Annotated in this window: 15 protein-coding genes, 1 tRNA gene and 2 pseudogenes; 9 read left to right on the plus strand and 9 right to left on the minus strand. The window is 55.3% G+C overall.

Annotated elements, in window-relative coordinates:
* The first annotated feature begins 12 nt into the window (after positions 1 to 12).
* The 5 genes from LVY75_00085 (at position 13) to LVY75_00105 (ending at position 4,637) form a co-directional block, all read left to right on the plus strand.
* Entirely contained in the window at positions 13 to 945 is a 933-nt protein-coding gene (locus LVY75_00085) for an NAD-dependent epimerase/dehydratase family protein (GenBank protein ID XAZ20407.1), read from the plus strand.
* A gap of 188 nt (positions 946 to 1,133) precedes the next feature.
* Positions 1,134 to 1,871 carry a glycosyltransferase gene (locus LVY75_00090; GenBank protein XAZ20408.1) on the plus strand — a complete coding sequence of 246 codons (738 nt, stop codon included), beginning with the start codon at positions 1,134 to 1,136 and terminating at the stop codon, positions 1,869 to 1,871.
* Positions 1,868 to 2,950, plus strand: coding sequence for a GDP-mannose 4,6-dehydratase (gmd, locus tag LVY75_00095; GenBank protein XAZ20409.1), 1,083 nt, complete (start codon positions 1,868 to 1,870; stop codon positions 2,948 to 2,950). Before LVY75_00090 ends, gmd begins: the two co-directional genes overlap by 4 nt.
* A gap of 4 nt (positions 2,951 to 2,954) precedes the next feature.
* The gene (locus LVY75_00100) at positions 2,955 to 3,887 is read left to right on the plus strand and encodes a GDP-L-fucose synthase (protein XAZ20410.1); all 933 of its coding nucleotides are present in this window, start codon (positions 2,955 to 2,957) and stop codon (positions 3,885 to 3,887) included.
* Between the two features lie 3 nt (positions 3,888 to 3,890).
* Positions 3,891 to 4,637 carry a glycosyltransferase gene (locus LVY75_00105; GenBank protein ID XAZ20411.1) on the plus strand — a complete coding sequence of 249 codons (747 nt, stop codon included), beginning with the start codon at positions 3,891 to 3,893 and terminating at the stop codon, positions 4,635 to 4,637.
* 36 nt (positions 4,638 to 4,673) lie between these two features.
* Here the strand turns inward: LVY75_00105 and LVY75_00110 are convergent, their stop codons facing one another.
* The 5 genes from LVY75_00110 to LVY75_00130 all read right to left on the minus strand — a co-directional run bounded on the left by LVY75_00110 (position 4,674) and on the right by LVY75_00130 (position 10,441).
* Entirely contained in the window at positions 4,674 to 5,786 is a 1,113-nt protein-coding gene (locus tag LVY75_00110; GenBank protein ID XAZ20412.1) for a glycosyltransferase family 4 protein, read from the minus strand.
* Between the two features lie 51 nt (positions 5,787 to 5,837).
* Complete coding sequence (locus LVY75_00115) at positions 5,838 to 6,212, minus strand: hypothetical protein (protein XAZ20413.1); 375 nt, start codon at positions 6,210 to 6,212, stop codon at positions 5,838 to 5,840.
* Positions 6,213 to 6,217: 5 nt separating this feature from the next.
* The gene (locus tag LVY75_00120) at positions 6,218 to 7,318 is read right to left on the minus strand and encodes a hypothetical protein (protein ID XAZ20414.1); all 1,101 of its coding nucleotides are present in this window, start codon (positions 7,316 to 7,318) and stop codon (positions 6,218 to 6,220) included.
* Positions 7,315 to 8,469 carry an acyltransferase gene (locus LVY75_00125; GenBank protein ID XAZ20415.1) on the minus strand — a complete coding sequence of 385 codons (1,155 nt, stop codon included), beginning with the start codon at positions 8,467 to 8,469 and terminating at the stop codon, positions 7,315 to 7,317. The genes LVY75_00120 and LVY75_00125 overlap by 4 nt, the downstream gene beginning before the upstream one ends.
* A gap of 664 nt (positions 8,470 to 9,133) precedes the next feature.
* Positions 9,134 to 10,441, minus strand: a complete 1,308-nt coding sequence (locus LVY75_00130) for an O-antigen ligase family protein (protein ID XAZ20416.1) — start codon at positions 10,439 to 10,441, stop codon at positions 9,134 to 9,136.
* A gap of 238 nt (positions 10,442 to 10,679) precedes the next feature.
* Between LVY75_00130 and LVY75_00135 the strand changes: the two genes are divergently transcribed.
* Positions 10,680 to 11,090 carry a hypothetical protein gene (locus tag LVY75_00135; GenBank protein XAZ20417.1) on the plus strand — a complete coding sequence of 137 codons (411 nt, stop codon included), beginning with the start codon at positions 10,680 to 10,682 and terminating at the stop codon, positions 11,088 to 11,090.
* A gap of 178 nt (positions 11,091 to 11,268) precedes the next feature.
* Here the strand turns inward: LVY75_00135 and LVY75_00140 are convergent, their stop codons facing one another.
* Both LVY75_00140 and LVY75_00145 read right to left on the minus strand, forming a co-directional pair.
* On the minus strand, positions 11,269 to 12,402 hold the full coding sequence (locus LVY75_00140) for a hypothetical protein (protein XAZ20418.1): 1,134 nt from the start codon (positions 12,400 to 12,402) through the stop codon (positions 11,269 to 11,271).
* 353 nt (positions 12,403 to 12,755) lie between these two features.
* Positions 12,756 to 12,831 (minus strand) — tRNA-Val (locus LVY75_00145).
* Between the two features lie 159 nt (positions 12,832 to 12,990).
* On the opposite strand from LVY75_00145, the gene LVY75_00150 reads away from it, so the two are divergent.
* On the plus strand, positions 12,991 to 13,605 hold the full coding sequence (locus LVY75_00150) for a class I SAM-dependent methyltransferase (protein ID XAZ20419.1): 615 nt from the start codon (positions 12,991 to 12,993) through the stop codon (positions 13,603 to 13,605).
* A gap of 13 nt (positions 13,606 to 13,618) precedes the next feature.
* Here the strand turns inward: LVY75_00150 and LVY75_00155 are convergent.
* A pseudogene (locus tag LVY75_00155) lies at positions 13,619 to 14,585 on the minus strand (NAD-dependent epimerase/dehydratase family protein).
* A gap of 737 nt (positions 14,586 to 15,322) precedes the next feature.
* Between LVY75_00155 and LVY75_00160 the strand changes: the two are divergent.
* Both LVY75_00160 and LVY75_00165 read left to right on the plus strand, forming a co-directional pair.
* Positions 15,323 to 16,033, plus strand: a complete 711-nt coding sequence (locus LVY75_00160; protein ID XAZ20420.1) for an SGNH/GDSL hydrolase family protein — start codon at positions 15,323 to 15,325, stop codon at positions 16,031 to 16,033.
* A gap of 530 nt (positions 16,034 to 16,563) precedes the next feature.
* Positions 16,564 to 16,728: pseudogene (locus LVY75_00165) on the plus strand (transposase).
* A gap of 453 nt (positions 16,729 to 17,181) precedes the next feature.
* Here the strand turns inward: LVY75_00165 and LVY75_00170 are convergent.
* The gene (locus LVY75_00170; GenBank protein ID XAZ20421.1) at positions 17,182 to 18,045 is read right to left on the minus strand and encodes a hypothetical protein; all 864 of its coding nucleotides are present in this window, start codon (positions 18,043 to 18,045) and stop codon (positions 17,182 to 17,184) included.
* Positions 18,046 to 18,142 lie beyond the last annotated feature (97 nt).

The raw sequence follows: 18,142 nt of genomic DNA on the forward strand, positions 1-18,142 counted from the left end.
AAGGATCGTTGAGTGCGGAGAGTGACTGATATCGCGTTGGTGACGGGTGCTTATGGCTCGATCGGCCGGAATGTGGCTATTGCACTTGCGCGCAGGGGTTGGACTGTTCATGGCATCGGTCATGGTAGCTGGGGCGTCGACGAACAGCGCTCCTGGGGTATCGTGCGCTGGGTCGAAAACGATGTCTCTCTGGCCGCGTTGCGCTCACTCGATATCCGTCCGGATATTATTGTTCATTGTGCCGGCAGCGGCTCCGTGGGCGCCTCGATCAGCGACCCATATGAGGATTTCCGCAGGACGGTATCGGCCACGGCCGACCTGCTTGAATTTGTGCGCGGTGAATGCCCGAACGCGGCGCTGGTGTATCCGTCGAGTGCTGCTGTCTATGGAATTGCCGAGCATTTTCCGATAACAGAGGATGCACCTCTCCGTCCTGCGTCGCCCTACGGCGCACACAAGCGTTTGGCCGAGGAACTGGTTCGCGATCACGCAAGGCTTTTCAAGCTCAACGCAGCCGTCGTGCGCCTGTTCTCGATCTACGGTGAAGGTTTCCGCAAGCAACTGCTCTGGGATGCCTGTCGCCGCATCTGTGCCGACGAAACGGAGTTTTTTGGCACGGGCCTCGAAACACGCGACTGGCTGCATGTTTCCGACGCAGCGGAACTCATGATCTGTGCAGCAGATAGTGCCGGCCCGCATTGCCCGGTGGCAAACGGCGGCTCCGGTGTTGCCGTCACCGTCGCCGATGTCGTCGGCGAGCTCTTCGAACTTATGGGCAAAAACGACCGCCCCGTGTTTTGTGGTACGGAGCGGCACGGCGATCCGCGCGATTATCAGGCCGACATATCCCGAGCGATGGCTTGGGGCTGGCGACCCTCCATTGACTGGCGGGCTGGGTTGTCGCGCTATGCCGCGTGGTTTCGCAAGGAGAGCGGTCTGGTATGAGGGCGACCTTATCTGCGCTCGGCCTCGGTACAACGTTGAGGCGCATGGCGGGGCTGCGTCTCGGTCTGTTTTATCAGTATCCCCCGCGTCCGCTCAGTATAGCGACGATCGCGCAGTCCGGCGACGATCGCGATCTCCCGCAGATCAGTCTCGTCACGCCGTCCTTCAACCAAGCCCGCTTCGTCAGCATGACGCTCGAAAGCGTCTTGTCGCAAAATTACCCAGCTTTGCAGTATATCCTGCAGGATGCAGTATCTTCCGACGGCTCGCAGGCAATACTTGAGGATTATCGCGGTCGCGGTGTTGACATCATTGTGGAAGCCGATAAGGGACAGACAAATGCGCTGAACCGTGGTTTTGCCCGTAGCTGTGGCGAGATCATGGCCTATCTGAATTCGGACGATATGCTGCTACCCGGGACGCTTCATCTGGTCGGTCGCTACTTTCGCGATAATCCCTCGGTCGAGGTGATTTATGGAAATCGTCTCGTCGTCGATGAACAGGGAAGCGAAATCGGTCGCTGGATATTGCCGGGGCACGACGAAGAGGTCTTGCGGTTTGTCGATTATGTGCCTCAAGAGACGATGTTCTGGCGGCGCAGACTATGGGATAGGGCAGGAGCCGGTTTCGACGAGCGTTTCCATTTCGCGATGGACTGGGATCTGATCCTGCGTTTCATGCGAGCAGGGGCGGAGTTCAATCACGTGCCCGGGCTGTTCGGATTGTTCCGCGTTCACGGCGATCAGAAATCCCAGAAGGATTTTCGCGAGCGGGGCGCGCGCGAGATGGCGGAACTACGTCATTCCCACGCTAATGGCCGGATGAACATGGCGCAGCGTCTCATGCGCCATATCGCATATCTCTTGAAACACAAGCGTGCCGATGATGCTTACAGGTCGCTTTACGGAAGAATGGATAGGACATGAAAAAGGCGCTGATCACAGGTGTAACGGGACAGGACGGCTCATATCTGGCTGAACTCCTTCTGGAGAAGGGGTACGAGGTTCACGGCCTGAAACGGCGCGCATCGCTCTTCAACACTGACCGCATCGACCATCTGTATCAGGATCCGCACGAAACCGGCCGCCGCTTCATCCTCCACTACGGTGACATGACGGATTCTTCCAGCCTGACCCGCATCATCCAGCAGGTCCAGCCGGACGAGATCTACAATCTCGCGGCTCAGTCGCACGTCGCTGTCTCATTCGAAGAGCCGGAATATACCGCCAATTCCGACGCTCTGGGCGCGCTTCGCATTCTCGAGGCAATGCGCATCGTCGGTATCGAAAAGACCTGCCGCTTCTATCAGGCCTCAACCTCTGAGCTCTACGGACTGGTGCAGGAGACCCCGCAGCGCGAAACCACGCCGTTCTACCCGCGTTCGCCCTATGCCGTGGCTAAACTTTACGCCTACTGGATTACCGTCAACTACCGCGAAGCCTACGGCATGTATGCGTGCAACGGTATCCTGTTCAACCACGAAAGCCCGGTGCGCGGCGAAACCTTCGTGACGCGCAAGATCACGCGCGCGATCGCCCGCATCAAGCTCGGCTTGCAGGACTGTTTGTTCCTGGGAAATTTAGATGCCAAGCGCGATTGGGGTCATGCCAAGGACTATGTCGAGATGCAGTGGCTGATGCTGCAGCAGGAGAAAGCCGAGGACTTTGTCATCGCGACCGGCGTCCAGTACAGTGTCCGCGAATTCGTCGGTTCTGCTGCGCGCGAGGTGGGCATCGAGATCACCTGGAAGGGTGAAGGGGTCGACGAGAAGGGCTATGATTCGTCAGGCAAATGCATCGTCGCCGTCGATCCGCGTTATTTCCGTCCCACCGAAGTCGAGACCCTTCTTGGCGACGCGACGAAGGCGAAGGACAAACTCGGATGGACGGCTAAGATTACCTTCCAGGAACTTGTGCAGGAAATGATGCGCGAAGACCTGAAGGCCGCCGAGCGTGACGAGCTGGTCAAGCGCCATGGTTTTTCCGCCTATGACTATCACGAGTGAGTCAATGGATAGGCAAGCAAAAATCTACGTTGCTGGGCATCGCGGCATGGTCGGATCGGCGATCGTGCGGCGGTTGCTGGATGGCGGCTACGACAATATCGTGACCCGCACACACGAGGAGCTTGACCTGGCGAACCAGCAGGCCGTCACTGCGTTCCTCGCCAAGGAAACTCCTGACTTCATCTTCATGGCTGCCGCCAAGGTCGGAGGCATCCATGCCAATAATACATTCCGTGCTGACTTTTTATACACCAACCTACTTATCGAAGCCAATATAACTAATGCCGCCTGGCAGGCGGGCGTGCACCGCATGCTGTTCTTGGGTTCTAGTTGCATCTATCCTCGGGATTGCCCCCAGCCGATCCGCGAAGACTATTTGCTGACGGGGCCGCTGGAGCAGACCAACGAACCCTACGCGATTGCCAAAATTGCCGGTATCAAGCTGTGCGAGAACTACAACCGCCAGTATGGGACGCAATATGTCTCGGCTATGCCGACTAACCTCTATGGTCCAAACGACAATTACGATCTGAACAATAGCCATGTGCTGCCGGCGCTGGTCCGCAAGGCGCACGAGGCTAAGGTTCGAGGCGATCGCGAACTGGTCGTCTGGGGTTCGGGCAAGCCAATGCGCGAGTTCCTCTATGTCGATGACATGGCGGATGCTGCCGTGTTCCTTATGGAACGTGACATTGCCGAGGGACTTTACAATATCGGCACCGGTAACGACGTGACTATTCGCGAATTGGCGGAGACGGTTATGCAGGTCGTGGGCTTTTCCGGAGATATTGTTTTCGACCAGACGAAGCCAGATGGCACGCCGCGCAAACTTCTGAATGTTGATCGCATGAAAAACCTCGGTTGGCAGGCGAGCACGTCTCTAGTAGATGGCATAGTCAAGGCCTACGAGGACTTTCAAGGGCGAGTGGCGGATTAAGCTATGAGCGCACCCTTGGTGACGATCGCCGTTCCGTCCTTCAATCAGGGCCACTACCTCGATCAGGCACTACAGTCCATCTTCGAGCAGGATGTGCCGGTCGAGGTCTTCGTCATGGATGGAGGGTCCACGGACGGTTCGCTTGACATCATCCGTAGATGGGAACGTCGGCTGGCTGGTTGGAGAAGCCATAGCGATAATGGACAGGCCGCTGCCATCAATGAGGGCATTGCGTGCGGCAGCGCACCGTACGTGGCCTGGCTGAACAGTGACGATTGGTATCTGAAGGGCGGACTGGAGCATCTTTGCCGCGCGCTTGCCGACGAGGCGCCGGATGCACCGGCGGCGTATGGCCTGGCGTTAAATGTAGTCGAGAGAACAGGACGACGTTATCCGGTGTGGGTGGAGCCATTCAGCGAGCGCAGGCTGGCGCTGCGCTGCATCATCTCTCAGCCTGCTACCCTCATCCGTCGCTCGGCCTGGGAAGCCGTTCGCGGCGCCGATCCGGATCTGCACATGGTTATGGATTACGATCTCTGGTGGCGCCTTTTCAAAGCAAGCGGCCCACTTCATTTTGTGCAGCAGGAAGTCGCCGTCAACCGCGAGCACGAAACGACTAAAACCAAAACCCTGCGCCGTCAGCATTATAGGGAGGCGATCCGCACAGTCCGGAAACATCACGGCAGCGTGCCAATCAAGTGGTGGCTGATGCAGCCCTACGCCGTCTGGTACAAGGCCCTCATGGGTTAAAGCCAACCCTCGGCAGCGGTTAGCCGTCATCCTCGGTCAGCGTAAGCTCAGGGACCTGTAAAGATCGACGTATTTGGCAACCATGCGCGCCGCCGTGAAGTTTTCCATATAGCGATGGAACGCTGCAGCTCCATAGCGCTGCGTAAGCTGGATATCGTCGGCCAAATCGTTCATTGCCTTCGCCAGTTGCCGCGTGTCATTCGGCGCAACGACGATTCCAGTGACACCATCGAGATTAACGTAACTTGTTCCGGTTCCGATCTCGCAGCTGATCATCGGTTTTCCGAACCTTTCCGCCTCTACCAGCGATAGACCGAAAGCCTCCGATCGGAGGTGCGAGGGAAAAACCAACGCTATGCACAGTTCGAGTAGCGCCGCCTTTGCGCTGTCGGAAACCACCCCTACGAAATGCAGATTTTGCAGACCGAGGTCGGCAGCGCGCGCCTTGAGCTCGACTTCCATCGGACCGCCGCCCACGATCACAACATCGACGGTCACTTCCTTCGCCGCCTCAAGAAGGATGTGAATGCCCTTGTAGTAGCGAAGAACGCCGACAAAGAGAAAGAACGGTTTTGGAAATCTGGCTTTCCACTGCTCCTTTTCAGCTTCATCCGCAGGGGCGGAATCCGCGGCGTCGAGGCCTAGCGGAATGACTACGGTCTTGTTTTTAAAGTGCTGAAGCACCTCGCTGGATTCGAGATAATTTGGCGATGTCGCAACGATCTGATCCACGCACGAGAGGAAGTGCAACATCAGCGGTCTGTATATCCGGCTGAGCGCCCTCTGCTTCACGATATCCGAATGATAGGTGACGATGGATGGCTTGCGAGGTGCGGTCGCGAAGTGAACCAAGTCCATAAAAGGCCATGGAAAATGGTAGTGTACAATATCGGCCTGCGCACTCAGTTCGCGAAACTTTCCAAAAACGTCTAGCGAGAAACCGGTCGAAGCCAGCTCCAGATTCTGTTTCGCCTTATACGCCCAGTGGCCATCGAACTCGACGGTATTGGTGAGCGGATCGGGGCTAAGGGACAACACATCGGACTGAATGCCATGAGCATTGCCGCCCTTGGCCAGAGCGTGAATCGTGCGCTCGATGCCCCCGAAGGTGTCCGGCCAGTAGGTCTTGAAGAAGTGAAGAACACGCATATGGTAAGCCCTGCTGGTCGTTGTGCTGATTGGATAGCCTCAAATCGGTAGCTAAAACAGATTGAGTTTCACCAAACACACTTTACCAAGCTCGCGATCCGGATTGTCACTGCCCAGCGGGGTCGCCCATCCCGACCGTTCTATAACACTTTCACGGTCTTCGACTTTCGCTGCGCGCAGATCGAGGATGACTTGATAGCGGTTGGGATCGCCAAGGGACTTCTCGATGCAATAGGGCATAAGAGCTGCTGCGGTTGCCGCCGATATCTTGTCGTTCAATGCTGCGTCCTGCGCATCCAGCGCTTTCCGGAGCCCGCGATGCGTCACCCATCCGCCTTTGGTGAACCCCATCCCCACGGTAGCGGCAGCTCCGACGATGAACCACACCACAGCCCACGCAATCGACTTCTGCTTGCTATTCAACATGGAATTCACTGAATGTGTGTTGCTTGTATTTGCCCGACGAACGATCTGAAAGCGGGGATGTCGAAATCCTCGTGTCCTCCATCGTGGATATCGAGGGCTATCGGCGCATCGAACTTCGACCAAATCTGCTTGAGCTGCAGATAGGCACCGATGATCTCATCGCTTATGGGGCCGCGTTTCGTGCCGCTGAACCAGTCATTCGGCTTCAGCTGTTGTGGTGCGCCGAGCCACAGGGCATCGGTCTTCCCTGCCTCGATCAGCAGAGGCTTCGGCGCAATGAGCGCATATACTGCCGTATAGGTGGAGAACGCCCTGAAGTCATGGCAGAACGGATGGGTGTAGATCCGGTATTCCCGCCTCGTCTGCTCGAGTGAGAAGAAGGCGCCGTTGTTCGCCAGCGCGATCACATCGTCGCGCATTGCCGTCAACACCAGTGACGACAAGCCGCCAACTGCGTTCCCGAGCGCGATGAACGTCTGACCTTGGGGCAGCATCGGCTTGATCTTGTCCAGGGATCTGTCAGCCAGCCGGGCCCAGATCACCGGATAGTCAATGGTCTTCGCCAGCTCCGAGAACGGCTCGTGAATGGCGTCCGGAATGCCAATGATCGTAAATCCGTCACGCGCCAACTTATCGCCTTGAGCGCCCGGTTTGAACAATCCTGCCGGAGCCTGACCGTGTCCTTCTCCGCCGACCTCTCCGTGGCCATTCATGGCGACGATAGCTGGGCCATCCTTTGGATGATTGGGCCGAGCAAGTAGCAAGACCATGTGGAGATCCCTGCCGTCCTTTTCGACAGCCGGGAAAAGCAGATCGACATCGGTCAGCGTATAACCGTCCATGGCCGTCGGCTTTCCGACAGTCACGACTTGCGGCTCAACCGTGATTGCCGTCTCGAACTTCTCCTTGAGATACTTACGCGGCTCCGAGGTCCAGGCTTGAAAGTCCTGCGCAGAGCCCAGTACTGCGTCTGTCGTCAGATCATATTTGACCTGAGAGTAGTCCCAATCGAAAGCTTTGCTGGGGGTTGCAGCAGAGATCGAAATGATCGCTCCTACAGCAAGGGCCGCAACGCAGCGGGACGAATACTCCGCGAGCATCGTCATGCCGGACTCCTCATGGCAATTTCGTTGGTGCCTATTGGAGCCAGATATCGTGTTCGAAAACTCATGAATGGTTTCTCAATCAGTTCGTACGTTGCACTTGAAAGGAGGAATACGACAGGGAAGAGGTAGCAGGCTGTGATCAAAGCATCCCAATATAGATTTCCCGTCACCTTCGCGTACCAATGTTTTCTCTGCAGCAACAGCAACACTGGCATATGGAGGAGGTACATCGAGTAGCTAACCAATCCTATTCTTGCCATGAGCGACTTGTAGCGGGGGTTGAGTGCAGAATGGCTGAATAGATAGGTGATAATTAAAGCCGAAAAAATGATCGCCTCATACGTATGCCATATGCCTTTCCATTCGGCATCCTGGATCCAGCCTCCCATTCGGTTCAATGCAAACAGCGAAAGCAATACCAAAACAATACTGCCGGCAAGACAAAGACGCGGATGCTTCAGTGTGAGACGGCCTTCCCGATAAAGAGACGCTACAATCATACCAATTAGAAACTGATCGATCCGGCCAATGATCGTGAAATAAGATATGTCACGCGCGCTGGCGCCTAGGCCGATGGCGAGGTAGCGAAGTATTATCAACAATACGAGGAGGCGGAAGAGGTATTCAATTCCGAATGCGTTTTTAAAGCGATTGAGGAATGGAAATATAAGATAAAAGAGGAATTCAACGGAAATAGTCCAAAGTAGTGCGGTGAAGCCGATATCTTTAAGAGCATTTCCTGTATTTGAAAAAAGAGCGGCGCTAGCAATAAAGCTTTCAAAGCTGAACTGAGAAGGGCTAGAATAGGCCGCAAAAAACAAAAGCAAAAGATACATCGGATAGATCCGAAGTATCCGATTGCGAACAAAGCACCAATACCTCACCTCGCTGCCGTGTGCACCGTAGGCGAACAAAAAACCGCTCAGTACCATAAAAAGCGAAACGCCCGCATGCCCCTCGGCCAAGATAGCAAACAACGGATTGTTTGGCTTCAGCCACGCGCCCATGCTGGCGTCAACGCCTCTCGTCAAATTATGCACGATATGAGCAAAAAAGACCATGAGCGCTGCAATCCCGCGAAGATCGTCCAGAGCGCCGATGTGCGGAATATTCGTGCTAACCTGGTGATTTTCGAATTTATTCACCTGCATTCAAGGGGCTCCCGCATTCGCGGAAAACTGTATATGTCGCTATACAACGCGATCAAGCTGTTTCTGAAAGCTATCGACCGTAATGCGGGAGCTTAATGCCGTCATGGCAGGGGAGCGCGTTGAAGATCATTCCCAACTCTATCGATAACCTTTACGCGTAACCTCCCCATTCCTGTCGCGCGGGAGTATCACTCCGATCAGCCTCGCGGTAACGTTGCGCCACATGAATGAGTAAACCGTGCCGTGGCTAACGGACTTGGACGGGTCGCAGAGGGGGAAACTATCTGTATTCGTTTGGTTCAATCAACTCGATGACCTCATCGACGATACTTGGCACGCGAATGGCGTGCGGCTTTCCCTCCGTTGACCAGTCGGTAGTGCGCTACGCCGCATCCTATTGATCGATATGCAGTCGGCCGACCTCGTCACATGTTGACCGGACAGCATGAGAATTCTGACGCGCGTATAGAGTGGATGGACTGGTGCATCGCGGTGTTCGGGCCAGAGGTAGAGACACATGAAATCATCCTCATCCAGCGAGTACCGACTATCCCTGGTTCGGTGGATGTGAAGGCCAGGATCGTTCGGAAAGCCTGCGTCCGAATGTGGCGGCGATGAACGAGGCGGCCTATCTATAAGGGCATTCGGCTTGCCTGCGCTCGAACTATCTAATGATCTCCCCCTTCTTCAACATAATCCCGCAGGCGAACGCGACAGCGGAGAACACGAAGAAGAACGATTCGCCGATTGCCAGCCGGTTGTTGGAATTGGACAGGATCGTTCCGAGGAAGAATAGCGTCACCATGCTATAGGCCAACAGCGCGCTGAGGCTGATCAGCCCGGCCCTCCAGGCAGCGAAAACCCGCCTATACATGCCTGTTGCCAATATCGCGAAAACGATGATGCCGAACAGCCCGTGGCGAACAAGCATCTCGAAGTAGCCGTTATGGAGCAGCGTATAGGGCACGCTGGCATAGGTGGTCGAGTTCCAGAGGGTGAGCCAATGATTGCCCGCACCAAAGAGAGGCGCCTGGGCAATCACTTCCGAAGCATTCGCCCAGAGCTGCAGCCTTTCACTCATCGATTCCGGCGTAGCTCTTGACGCGATCGCAGCCGCGACGGCATCCCGAACGCCATGTGCGGAGATTTCGGTCTCGATCCGAACGGTGGCCTCATAGGTGGGGCCGGCAAACCTCCAGATATCATCGCCGCCGACAAAAAGCGCTGCTGCCACGAGAGCAACGACAGCAGCTCCTACCAGCGCAGCCCGGCGTCTGTTTGCATAAAGCAGCATCGAGGCCAGCATGAGAGGTCCGACAAGGACAAGGCTCAGCCAGACGCCTTTCGCCTTCGAGCCGTAAATGTTGAAAAGGCAGAGCACGATGATGAGCGTCGCGACGGCAATAATCCAGCTGCCGGAACGGCGCTCGAGCTTGCCGGTCTCCCAGGCGTGCAACAGCCAGTAGAAGGCGCCGATCATCAGGAAGCCGCAGCCGATGGCGCCGTGGATCAGGTTGTTGTGGAACAGTGGCGAAACACGGTCGTCGCCTGCAAGAATCGGCTGGTAGTCGGTGGAAATCAGCAGGGCGGCAAGTGCGATCGGGAAATAGATGGCCAGGACCGTCCCGACCTCTTTCCGGCTGGAATAAAGCGCGATGCCGACGGCTGGGAAAAACAGCGGAAAGGCGTAGAGCCAGTCGGACGCACCCTTCTCGCCGTAGACGATCAGGCCCAAGAGGAAGCGCAGCAGTGCATAGGCGCCCCAGGCAACACAGGCGTTGGCCAGCCAGTCTCGCTTCAGCAGGCTCAAATTCGGCTTGAACCAGACAAAGATCGTCCCGATCAGCAGCAGCGCCGCATAGCGATAGCTGTCGCTTTCCAGAATGGGTGCCGAAATCAGCAGCAGCCACAGGATGATGAGGACAGGCTTGAGGCGGGAGGGCGTGGCGGTGGGCTCTTCGCTCGCTACCATGGAGAATATTGCACCCTTCTAGCATAGTCGGCAGCACGAAGCAGTTGGGTGACGGAGCAGCGTATTCCCTTGAACTACTGCCGCTTGTAGTCGAGCTTCGTCGCAATCGCCGTGTCGTGGCTGTTCGGCCCTAGCTCTATCAGATTGTTCTTGACGGTTAAGGGACGCGTACAAATGTATCACAAGTAGTCGCCTAGTCAGGATAGAATGGCAGGGCTGGAAAAGTGATGGAAACAATTTGTGTATTTATACGATCGCTGATCGCTCGATGAAGGGCTCAAGTCACCTTACCGATCCAACAGGCGAAAATCTGGAGCGGCACCTTGCGCCGATCCAGGAGGAATACTATCGAAATGCGATGACGAAAAAATCGAGTCGTCGATTCGTATCAGAGAACACCTTTATCGCCGGAGGCGTGGCGCTGATTTTGATCGGTGTTGAGCTATGGTTAAGAAGTACCGCCGAAATATGGTCTTTGGAAGTTTTATCCTTCGTATGCTTGAAGGCTATAGGCGCGTGTCTAATTGCCGCCGGCCTCCTGGATAAGCGAAAAGCTGCGCGCAAGGCCGAATGGCCCTATCCGGCTCGTGTCCCTAGCGGCGATGGCGACGTGGAAGCGCGGCAGCGAAGGCAGCGCGATAAAGCGTAAACCGTAGATTCCAAACTCAACACTGCAGTCGGCGTGCCGCAAGCGCTCCTGCTTTTTACCAACGCCATCTCGAGGCGCGTATGACCACCGCCACATCATCATGTGGGGCATCCGAGTGGCGGCGGCACCAGACGCAGCTAGCGGTCACTTTATCTTTGGCGAGGCAATAACCGTCACATTACTGATGTTCGCTTCCAGCGACTTCGAAACTAACGCGAGCGACCTTTCGAAGGCGTTCTGCATAGTCGCCTGACGAATTGAACGCAGAAGGTATCTCGGGCAAATAGTCACGGAATTCCTCTAGTGTGCGCGGCCTGTGGCTCGGTGTGCGCTTCCACCAGGCGACAAGGTCATCCAAATCTTCTGAAGTCCACCGACGCCATGTTTCTTCCCGCTTGCTACGGATTGCGTTGACATAACTCGCCGTCAGTGGCGTGCCATAAAGTCCTTTTTCGCCTGGATCAATAAAGCGGAAGTAAACTGGTAGCGCCTTCACTTTAGCTCTTTCCGAGAAGACTTTCTGTTCGTTGACACTGCTAGTCAACAGGGCTTCGAAGAAGCCACGTCCGCCCGTGTGAGCAGTCGCAATTCGTACATCGAAATTGGAGTCGAGCATGTATGCGGTATCCTCTTCCGGGTCGTAGACGTCAGCAAAGACGTGCCCCGGAAGCGCTGGCGTATTAGCTGAGATGAGAGCAGCTTTTAGCCCGAGTGCTTCCGCGACGATCATGGCGCGAATTGTGTAGTCGCTGCAGTTTCCGCTGGTTCCAAGAACCATCGTCCTAAAATCGTTCGGCACCGCGTTCCTGATTTCGTAGGTTGGCATCGAGCCATTGACGCGCAGCATCGCAAACGTGATTAACGCTCGGCGTTTTGTCTTTCCCAACGTCAGGTTTCGAGGGTCGCGTTCAAACTCTGTCAGAATGCGAGTTCGAAGAAACTGTTTTATCTGATCGGCAGCGAGCTTTTTGAAGTCTGTATCAAGATCGAGAAGAGGACCGCGGAAACGCTTTAAGAACTCCAGGTCGTCTTTCGTTACTCCAAATTCGGCCGGAACCAGTTTCAGACCTTCTGGTGTCTCGGCGTAAGCTAGTGGCAGCTTGCCCAATTCGCTCACAACATTGTTTAACTTCGTCAGTTGCTCTGAAAGCCGCTCATTCTGTTCAGACAGTTGCCTTGTCTCTAGCTTAATATTTGAGATTTTCTTCGATGTCTTGAAATTTTGAACGGCGACACCTGTGAGAAGTGCCGCGCTTAGACAGAGCGCGATGCCAGGAAGCAATTTCCGTGCCTTAGAATAGGTCAGAGCCATGCAAGTACCTCCTATGAGGTTACACTGTTCTCGATCACGAGCGTTCTCAACAGACGCCTTGAGGTTTTCGACGGTTGTTCCAACAATAAAAACAACTCGTGTGGCTCAGAGGTATCACTACCAGAGCGATTATGGGCGAAAGCGATCGTCAGGGCTGGCACCTAATTACGGATAAACCATGCTGTAAGCGATTTCGACATCCGCTCGCCCGTAGGACAAGGAGGCAAGGAAAATTCATTGCATTTCGATGATCACGAGTCTGTAACGATACCTTGATACGCGATGCAAGATCACGTGGCCAGTGCAACGCACACACACTGGATCGCGATACACAGCTACGATTTTAAAGAAAGTGGTGGGCGATGAGAGACTCGAACTCCCGACATCCTCGGTGTAAACGAGGCGCTCTACCAACTGAGCTAATCGCCCTCGATGCTCTGTGTCATCGTTCGGTGCAGCGTCTCTAGCGATATTGAGAAAGAACCGCAAGCCTCTTTTTGAGTTTCTGTGCAATTTGCTTGTGGGCGCCGCTCTTCCCCACCGCGGGCATTCTCTGTAGAGGTGCGCTTGAGAAAATTCGGAGCGAAAATGACGACGCGAGAGCAGCGAGCGGCCCTTCGGCAAAGCACCCCCCGGACGTTTTTAGAATACGTTCACACGGAGCATGCGAAATTGCTTCCCGATCGTGGCAAGCTTCTCGACAATCTGCCGAAAGGTGGGGTCGTTGCCGAGTTAGGTGTTGCGGAGGGTACCTTCAGCGAGGAGATACTGGCGCGGAACCAGCCGAGGCAGCTCCACCTCATCGATCCCTGGAACATGGATCGATACTCAGAAGGCCTAGAGATCATCAATGGCAAATTCGGGTCGGAAATCACCGAAGGCCGTGTTGTGATTCGACAGGGCACGTCGATCGACATGTTGTCACAATTCGATGACGAGACCTTCGATTGGATCTATATCGATACCGATCATTCCTTTGCACTGACATGGGAGGAGCTTCTGCTCGCAGACCGCAAAGTGAAGCACGACGGCCGGATTGTCGGGCACGATTTCTGCACGGGGAACACTGTCAAACCGGTGGTCTACGGGGTCGTGGAGGCGGTCAACAAGTTTTGCGTCGAGCATGGCTGGCGCTTCGAGTTTCTGACGCTCGAGCCTGACGCGCATTTTTCCTACTGCCTGAAGCGCATCGCTGCAACGTGATGGCCGTCAGCGGCTAGGTGTTGATCGTGCCGAGTTCCCGCCTGGCTTCCAGATACCACTCGACGAACGCCTTGGTGCCTGTTTCTAGAGAGGTCTCCGGTCGATAGCCCGTCAGGGCGTAGAGGAGATCTGGGCTTGCAAAGGTGCGCGGCACGTCGCCCTTCTGCATGGGAAGCATCACACGTTTTGCTTCATGCCCCATCGCGTTCTCCACGTTTTCGACGAAGTCCATCAGGCTGACCGGCAGTCCGCCGCCGATATTGACGATGCGGAAGGGGGCCTGATGCGAAAGGGTTTCAATTCCCGCATCGGCGACGCGGTTGGTTTCCGAGGGAATGATACCCGACAGCCTGACCACGGCCTCGACCAGATCATCGATATAGGTGAAATCACGGCTCATATTGCCGTTGCCGTATATCTCGATCGGCTTGTTCTCGATCATGTTCTTGACGAACTTGAAGAGCGCCATATCGGGCCGGCCCCAGGGGCCGTAAACGGTAAAAGAAACGGAAGGCCGTGGTGGGAATCTTGTGGAGATGCGAATAGCTGTGCGCCATCACCTCCATCGCCTTCTTACTGGCGGCGTAGAAGCTCAGAGGTTCGTCCGCGCGGTCGGTTTCGCGGAAGGGGACAGCCGAATTGGCGCCGTAGATCGACGAGGTCGAAGCAAGCATGAGATGGCGCAGCTCGAGGCGGCTGGCGAGCTCCAGAATGTTCCAGGAACCCTCGATATTCGAACGCAAATAGGCGTGCGGATTTTCGTTACTGTAACGCACGCCGGCTTGTGCGGCCAGGTGAACGAGAACATCCGGCTTTGCAGCCGAAATCGCGGCTTCCAGCGCTTCCTTGTCTTCAAGCATGGCGATGACCGGGCGGAAGGCAGGATATTGCGCCAGCGCGGCATGACGCATCTCCTTCAGCCTGACATTGTAATAGGGCGTCAGTCCGTCGAAGCCTGTTACCTCATGCCCGTCCTGCAAGAGCCGGCGGGCCAGATGAAAGCCGATGAAGCCTGCTGTTCCCGTAATGAAGTAGCGCATTTCTACCTTTTTCTCGGGCGCCTGCCGATGGCAAGTAGCCGAATCCGTGTTTGATTGCTTCACTTATCGGATAGATGCTCCCGAGATCAACAATCACCTGGATTTTCGGGGTTTTAAAACGGCCCAAGATGAGCGGACAAAGGGTGCGGCTTCAATAGAGGAGCTGATGTCAGCTGCAATCTCTTCAGGTCGTCGCGTGAGCAATCGGCTCGAACACCTATATCTCTGTTCTATGGCGATATCTTGCCGCTTTCTTTCGAGGAATCCCTGTGATGGCGTTCCTCAAAGAGTGACACAATGACTTTCGGTGCCGACGTTGCTCGCGACGTTTAAGGCCAACTACAAGGGGCTTCAACATGAATCTGCAAGCTACGAATTCGGATTGCCGCACCATTGCGATCACACCGGCACGTGGGCGAATGTTTCTTTGCCGGTGGCATCAAAAGCAACAGGGCGCAGATATGTGTAGCCTCCGGCGACATTGCGGACAGCAATGCGCTACTTATCGAGGGCGAACCACTTGTCGGCAATTCGACCGGGAGTCTCCGCGATGGGGTACATCCGAACGACGAGCAACGTTAAAGATGGCGGCGAGCATTGGAGGGTCGATGGGACAAAGCGCATCACACTTTCTTGATCTGATAGACGTGTGATCTGGCGCATCCCACATGTGCTCAATGAACAAAATGCTCCCATTACTGTCTGTCGCAGCCGCCGTAGCATTCTCGCCCGCCTACGCTGCGGTCGGGAGCTACTATAAGCCGCACTTTGATGCGCGTCTGATGGTTGTCTACACCAACACAATGGACGTTGGTAAAGGCAATGTCATGCTCATTGGCGATAGCAACACTGAGATGTTTCGACCCACAGAAGTTAGCGACTGCCACATCGTAAACGCGGGTCTCGCAGGCGCGCGAATATCCGATGTCGCAGAACGCGCCGACGCGCTGGCGGAGATGCAGAGGCCGGTGATCGCGCATATCATGGTTGGCACTAACGACGCGCTCACGAACCTGAAATCAACGGTCGGCGGCAAACCGGAGTGGGACGCGATGGGGGACAACGTCGGTAAGATCATCGACGCCTTCAAATCTCGGGCCGCGATTGTCGTGGTTTGGAGTTTGCCACCACCAGGTGCGAGCCTCGTCCCAAGGGATAACTTTGACTACATTAATAAGCTGCTCGCAAAAGTGGCGGACAGCAAGCGGGTCAAATTTGAGAACAGTTGGGACGAGGGCATGGTCACTTCTGACAACGTCGCTGCTCCAGGCTGGTTGATCCAGGACGACACCCATTTATCGTCCAAAGGACAGGAGGTGCGGGCTAAGCGAATGAAACGCATTGATGACCGGCTACTGAAGCGCTATGGCGCCAAGTGCCGGCAATAACGGAGACTATCCGCTTATGGCTTGCCGTGGTTGTCACGAGCTGACAACCCGCTCCTCCAAACTCAATCTGTACGAGGGTCTGGCTTTTCGGGTGGATCATGGGGGATGTTCAGTGCCCCTTCTGTGGTGGGCAGATTGTCCAACTTAGTTGCACAGAATGTCACCTAAGGACTATGCCCGCCTGCTCACGGACCAGGCGCTGGCGACTTCAAGCTTCGCGGATTTCATACCCCGCAAATATGTGAACCGGAAGCTCTCGGCGACGCACACAAAGTTTGACCTTTTGTTCGGCTGGCGAATGCCGAGGCAGGAAGAGAAGCATTGTCGCGCACACAAGCTTAATCGGTGGTTTTTCCGTCGGCGTTTCTCCAAGCAGGTTAAACTGAAAATCCGCTCACATCAGCCTGCACTTTTCTCGGTCATTGTTGATGGGTAAAAAGCTAAAATCTTCGAAGATACGTGAATTAGCCCCCGAAAGGCCCGGACATGCTCCACCACTTAGCTAAGTGGGTAGGAGTAATGTTGGTAATATGACTAGCAGCAATTTTAAGATGGAAGTCCTCGCCGGGCCAGAACGTCGGCGGCGCTGGAGCACGGCTGAGAAGCTGGCGATCATCCACGAGACCTATGAGGCGGACGCGACGGTGAGCGTCGTCGCGCGTCGGCACGGTATCCAGCCAAACCAGTTGTTCGCTTGCGCAAGCTGGAGGATCAGTGGGCCTTTCATTTCCGCCCCCAACAATTGGATCCCGCCATGCTTCGCACGCATTCACGAGCGCGCATGCGCTCTTCCTCATGCGACGCTCCGTTAGAGACCGCTTGGTCGCTACTAGCTGGCGCACTGGCTGACATCATCCTAAATGTCGTGCCGGTCATCTCCGACCACCTGCCGTAGCGGCTGATGCTCGCGTCACTCGGAGGCGCTTATGTCGCACGCCTTCTCGTCCAAAAAGGAGGTGCCAGTCGCCATTCAACAAGATCGTCGCGATCAAGCGAGGTAAGTCGGCCGTTGACGACGCGATCTTCGCGGAGAGGCGGCTATCTTTTTATGCCTCATCATCCGGAAGGGACGGTACCTCCGGCTTCGGGGGGCGCCGTAGCAAACGCGGCGCGCGCGTCAATTGCCGTATGTCTCCAACATGCATGACTTAGATGGTGGTGTGGGTTGCCAGGCGCCGGAAAAGCGTTGCTAAAGGTTTCCATCCCCAGCTTGGTCTGTTACCCAGAATTCTGTCGATCGAGCGCTTTGCTCCTCCCTGCATATGAAGGGTATGCATGCGTATCTCACCATCCTCGGCGTGACCGAACGGAAGGCCATTTTTCCAGGTGATAGCCTTTTCCCCACCGTACATCATGAAGTTCGTCTGACCGTTATTTGGAAAGTTAAAATTGAGATCAAATGTCGCGCCGTTGGTCACGGATGTGAGGTCGAACCAAGGCAGGGAACGGCAAAGCATCTGGATAATGTACATATCACTGATGCCACCAGCAATTCCAGCGCACGACTCGTAAACGCCGGAAATTTCTTCGAACTCCACGCCATCTCTGTCTTCGTACGTTTTGAAGATAAGGTCGCGCAACGATTCGAGAGCATCAATCGACCAATAAGAGGCGTGGCCGGATCCGTTGGCATACGCTGCGATCGGCAAGAGAGGCAGGTCGCTTGCCACTTTTGACAAATCGGAATAAATCAGCACGTCTGTATCGGCATTGAAAATCCGATCAAAACCTTCCACCCGACAGAAGTTTGTTACTGCTAGCCATCTGGCGATGGCAGAAAACTCGAATTCGAAAGTATTCGACGACTTATGGACGTAGCAGGCGCGCAGCCGATCCAGATCATTTTGGTACTGACTAAGCAAGAAAAACTCGGCGGGCCCTGCCAGATCGCGGTTCGCCCTATCGCCCAGCAGGGCAACTCGGGTCATGGGATTGCTCTTCTTCGCCTGCGTCAGAACGCCACGTAGATATTCTGCGCGGCCGCTATGAGCGAAAACAATCGCGTCTACCACCAATGTATTTCCCATCGCTGATCAAGGCTACACCGGACTAGTAGCAGAAGAACGAGGACGAACAAGCTCAAAGCTTCGATTGGCCGCGCAGCGGGTG

The sequence above is a fragment of the Sinorhizobium sp. B11 genome (genome assembly GCA_039725955.1).
In the GTDB taxonomy this organism is placed as follows: domain Bacteria; phylum Pseudomonadota; class Alphaproteobacteria; order Rhizobiales; family Rhizobiaceae; genus Rhizobium.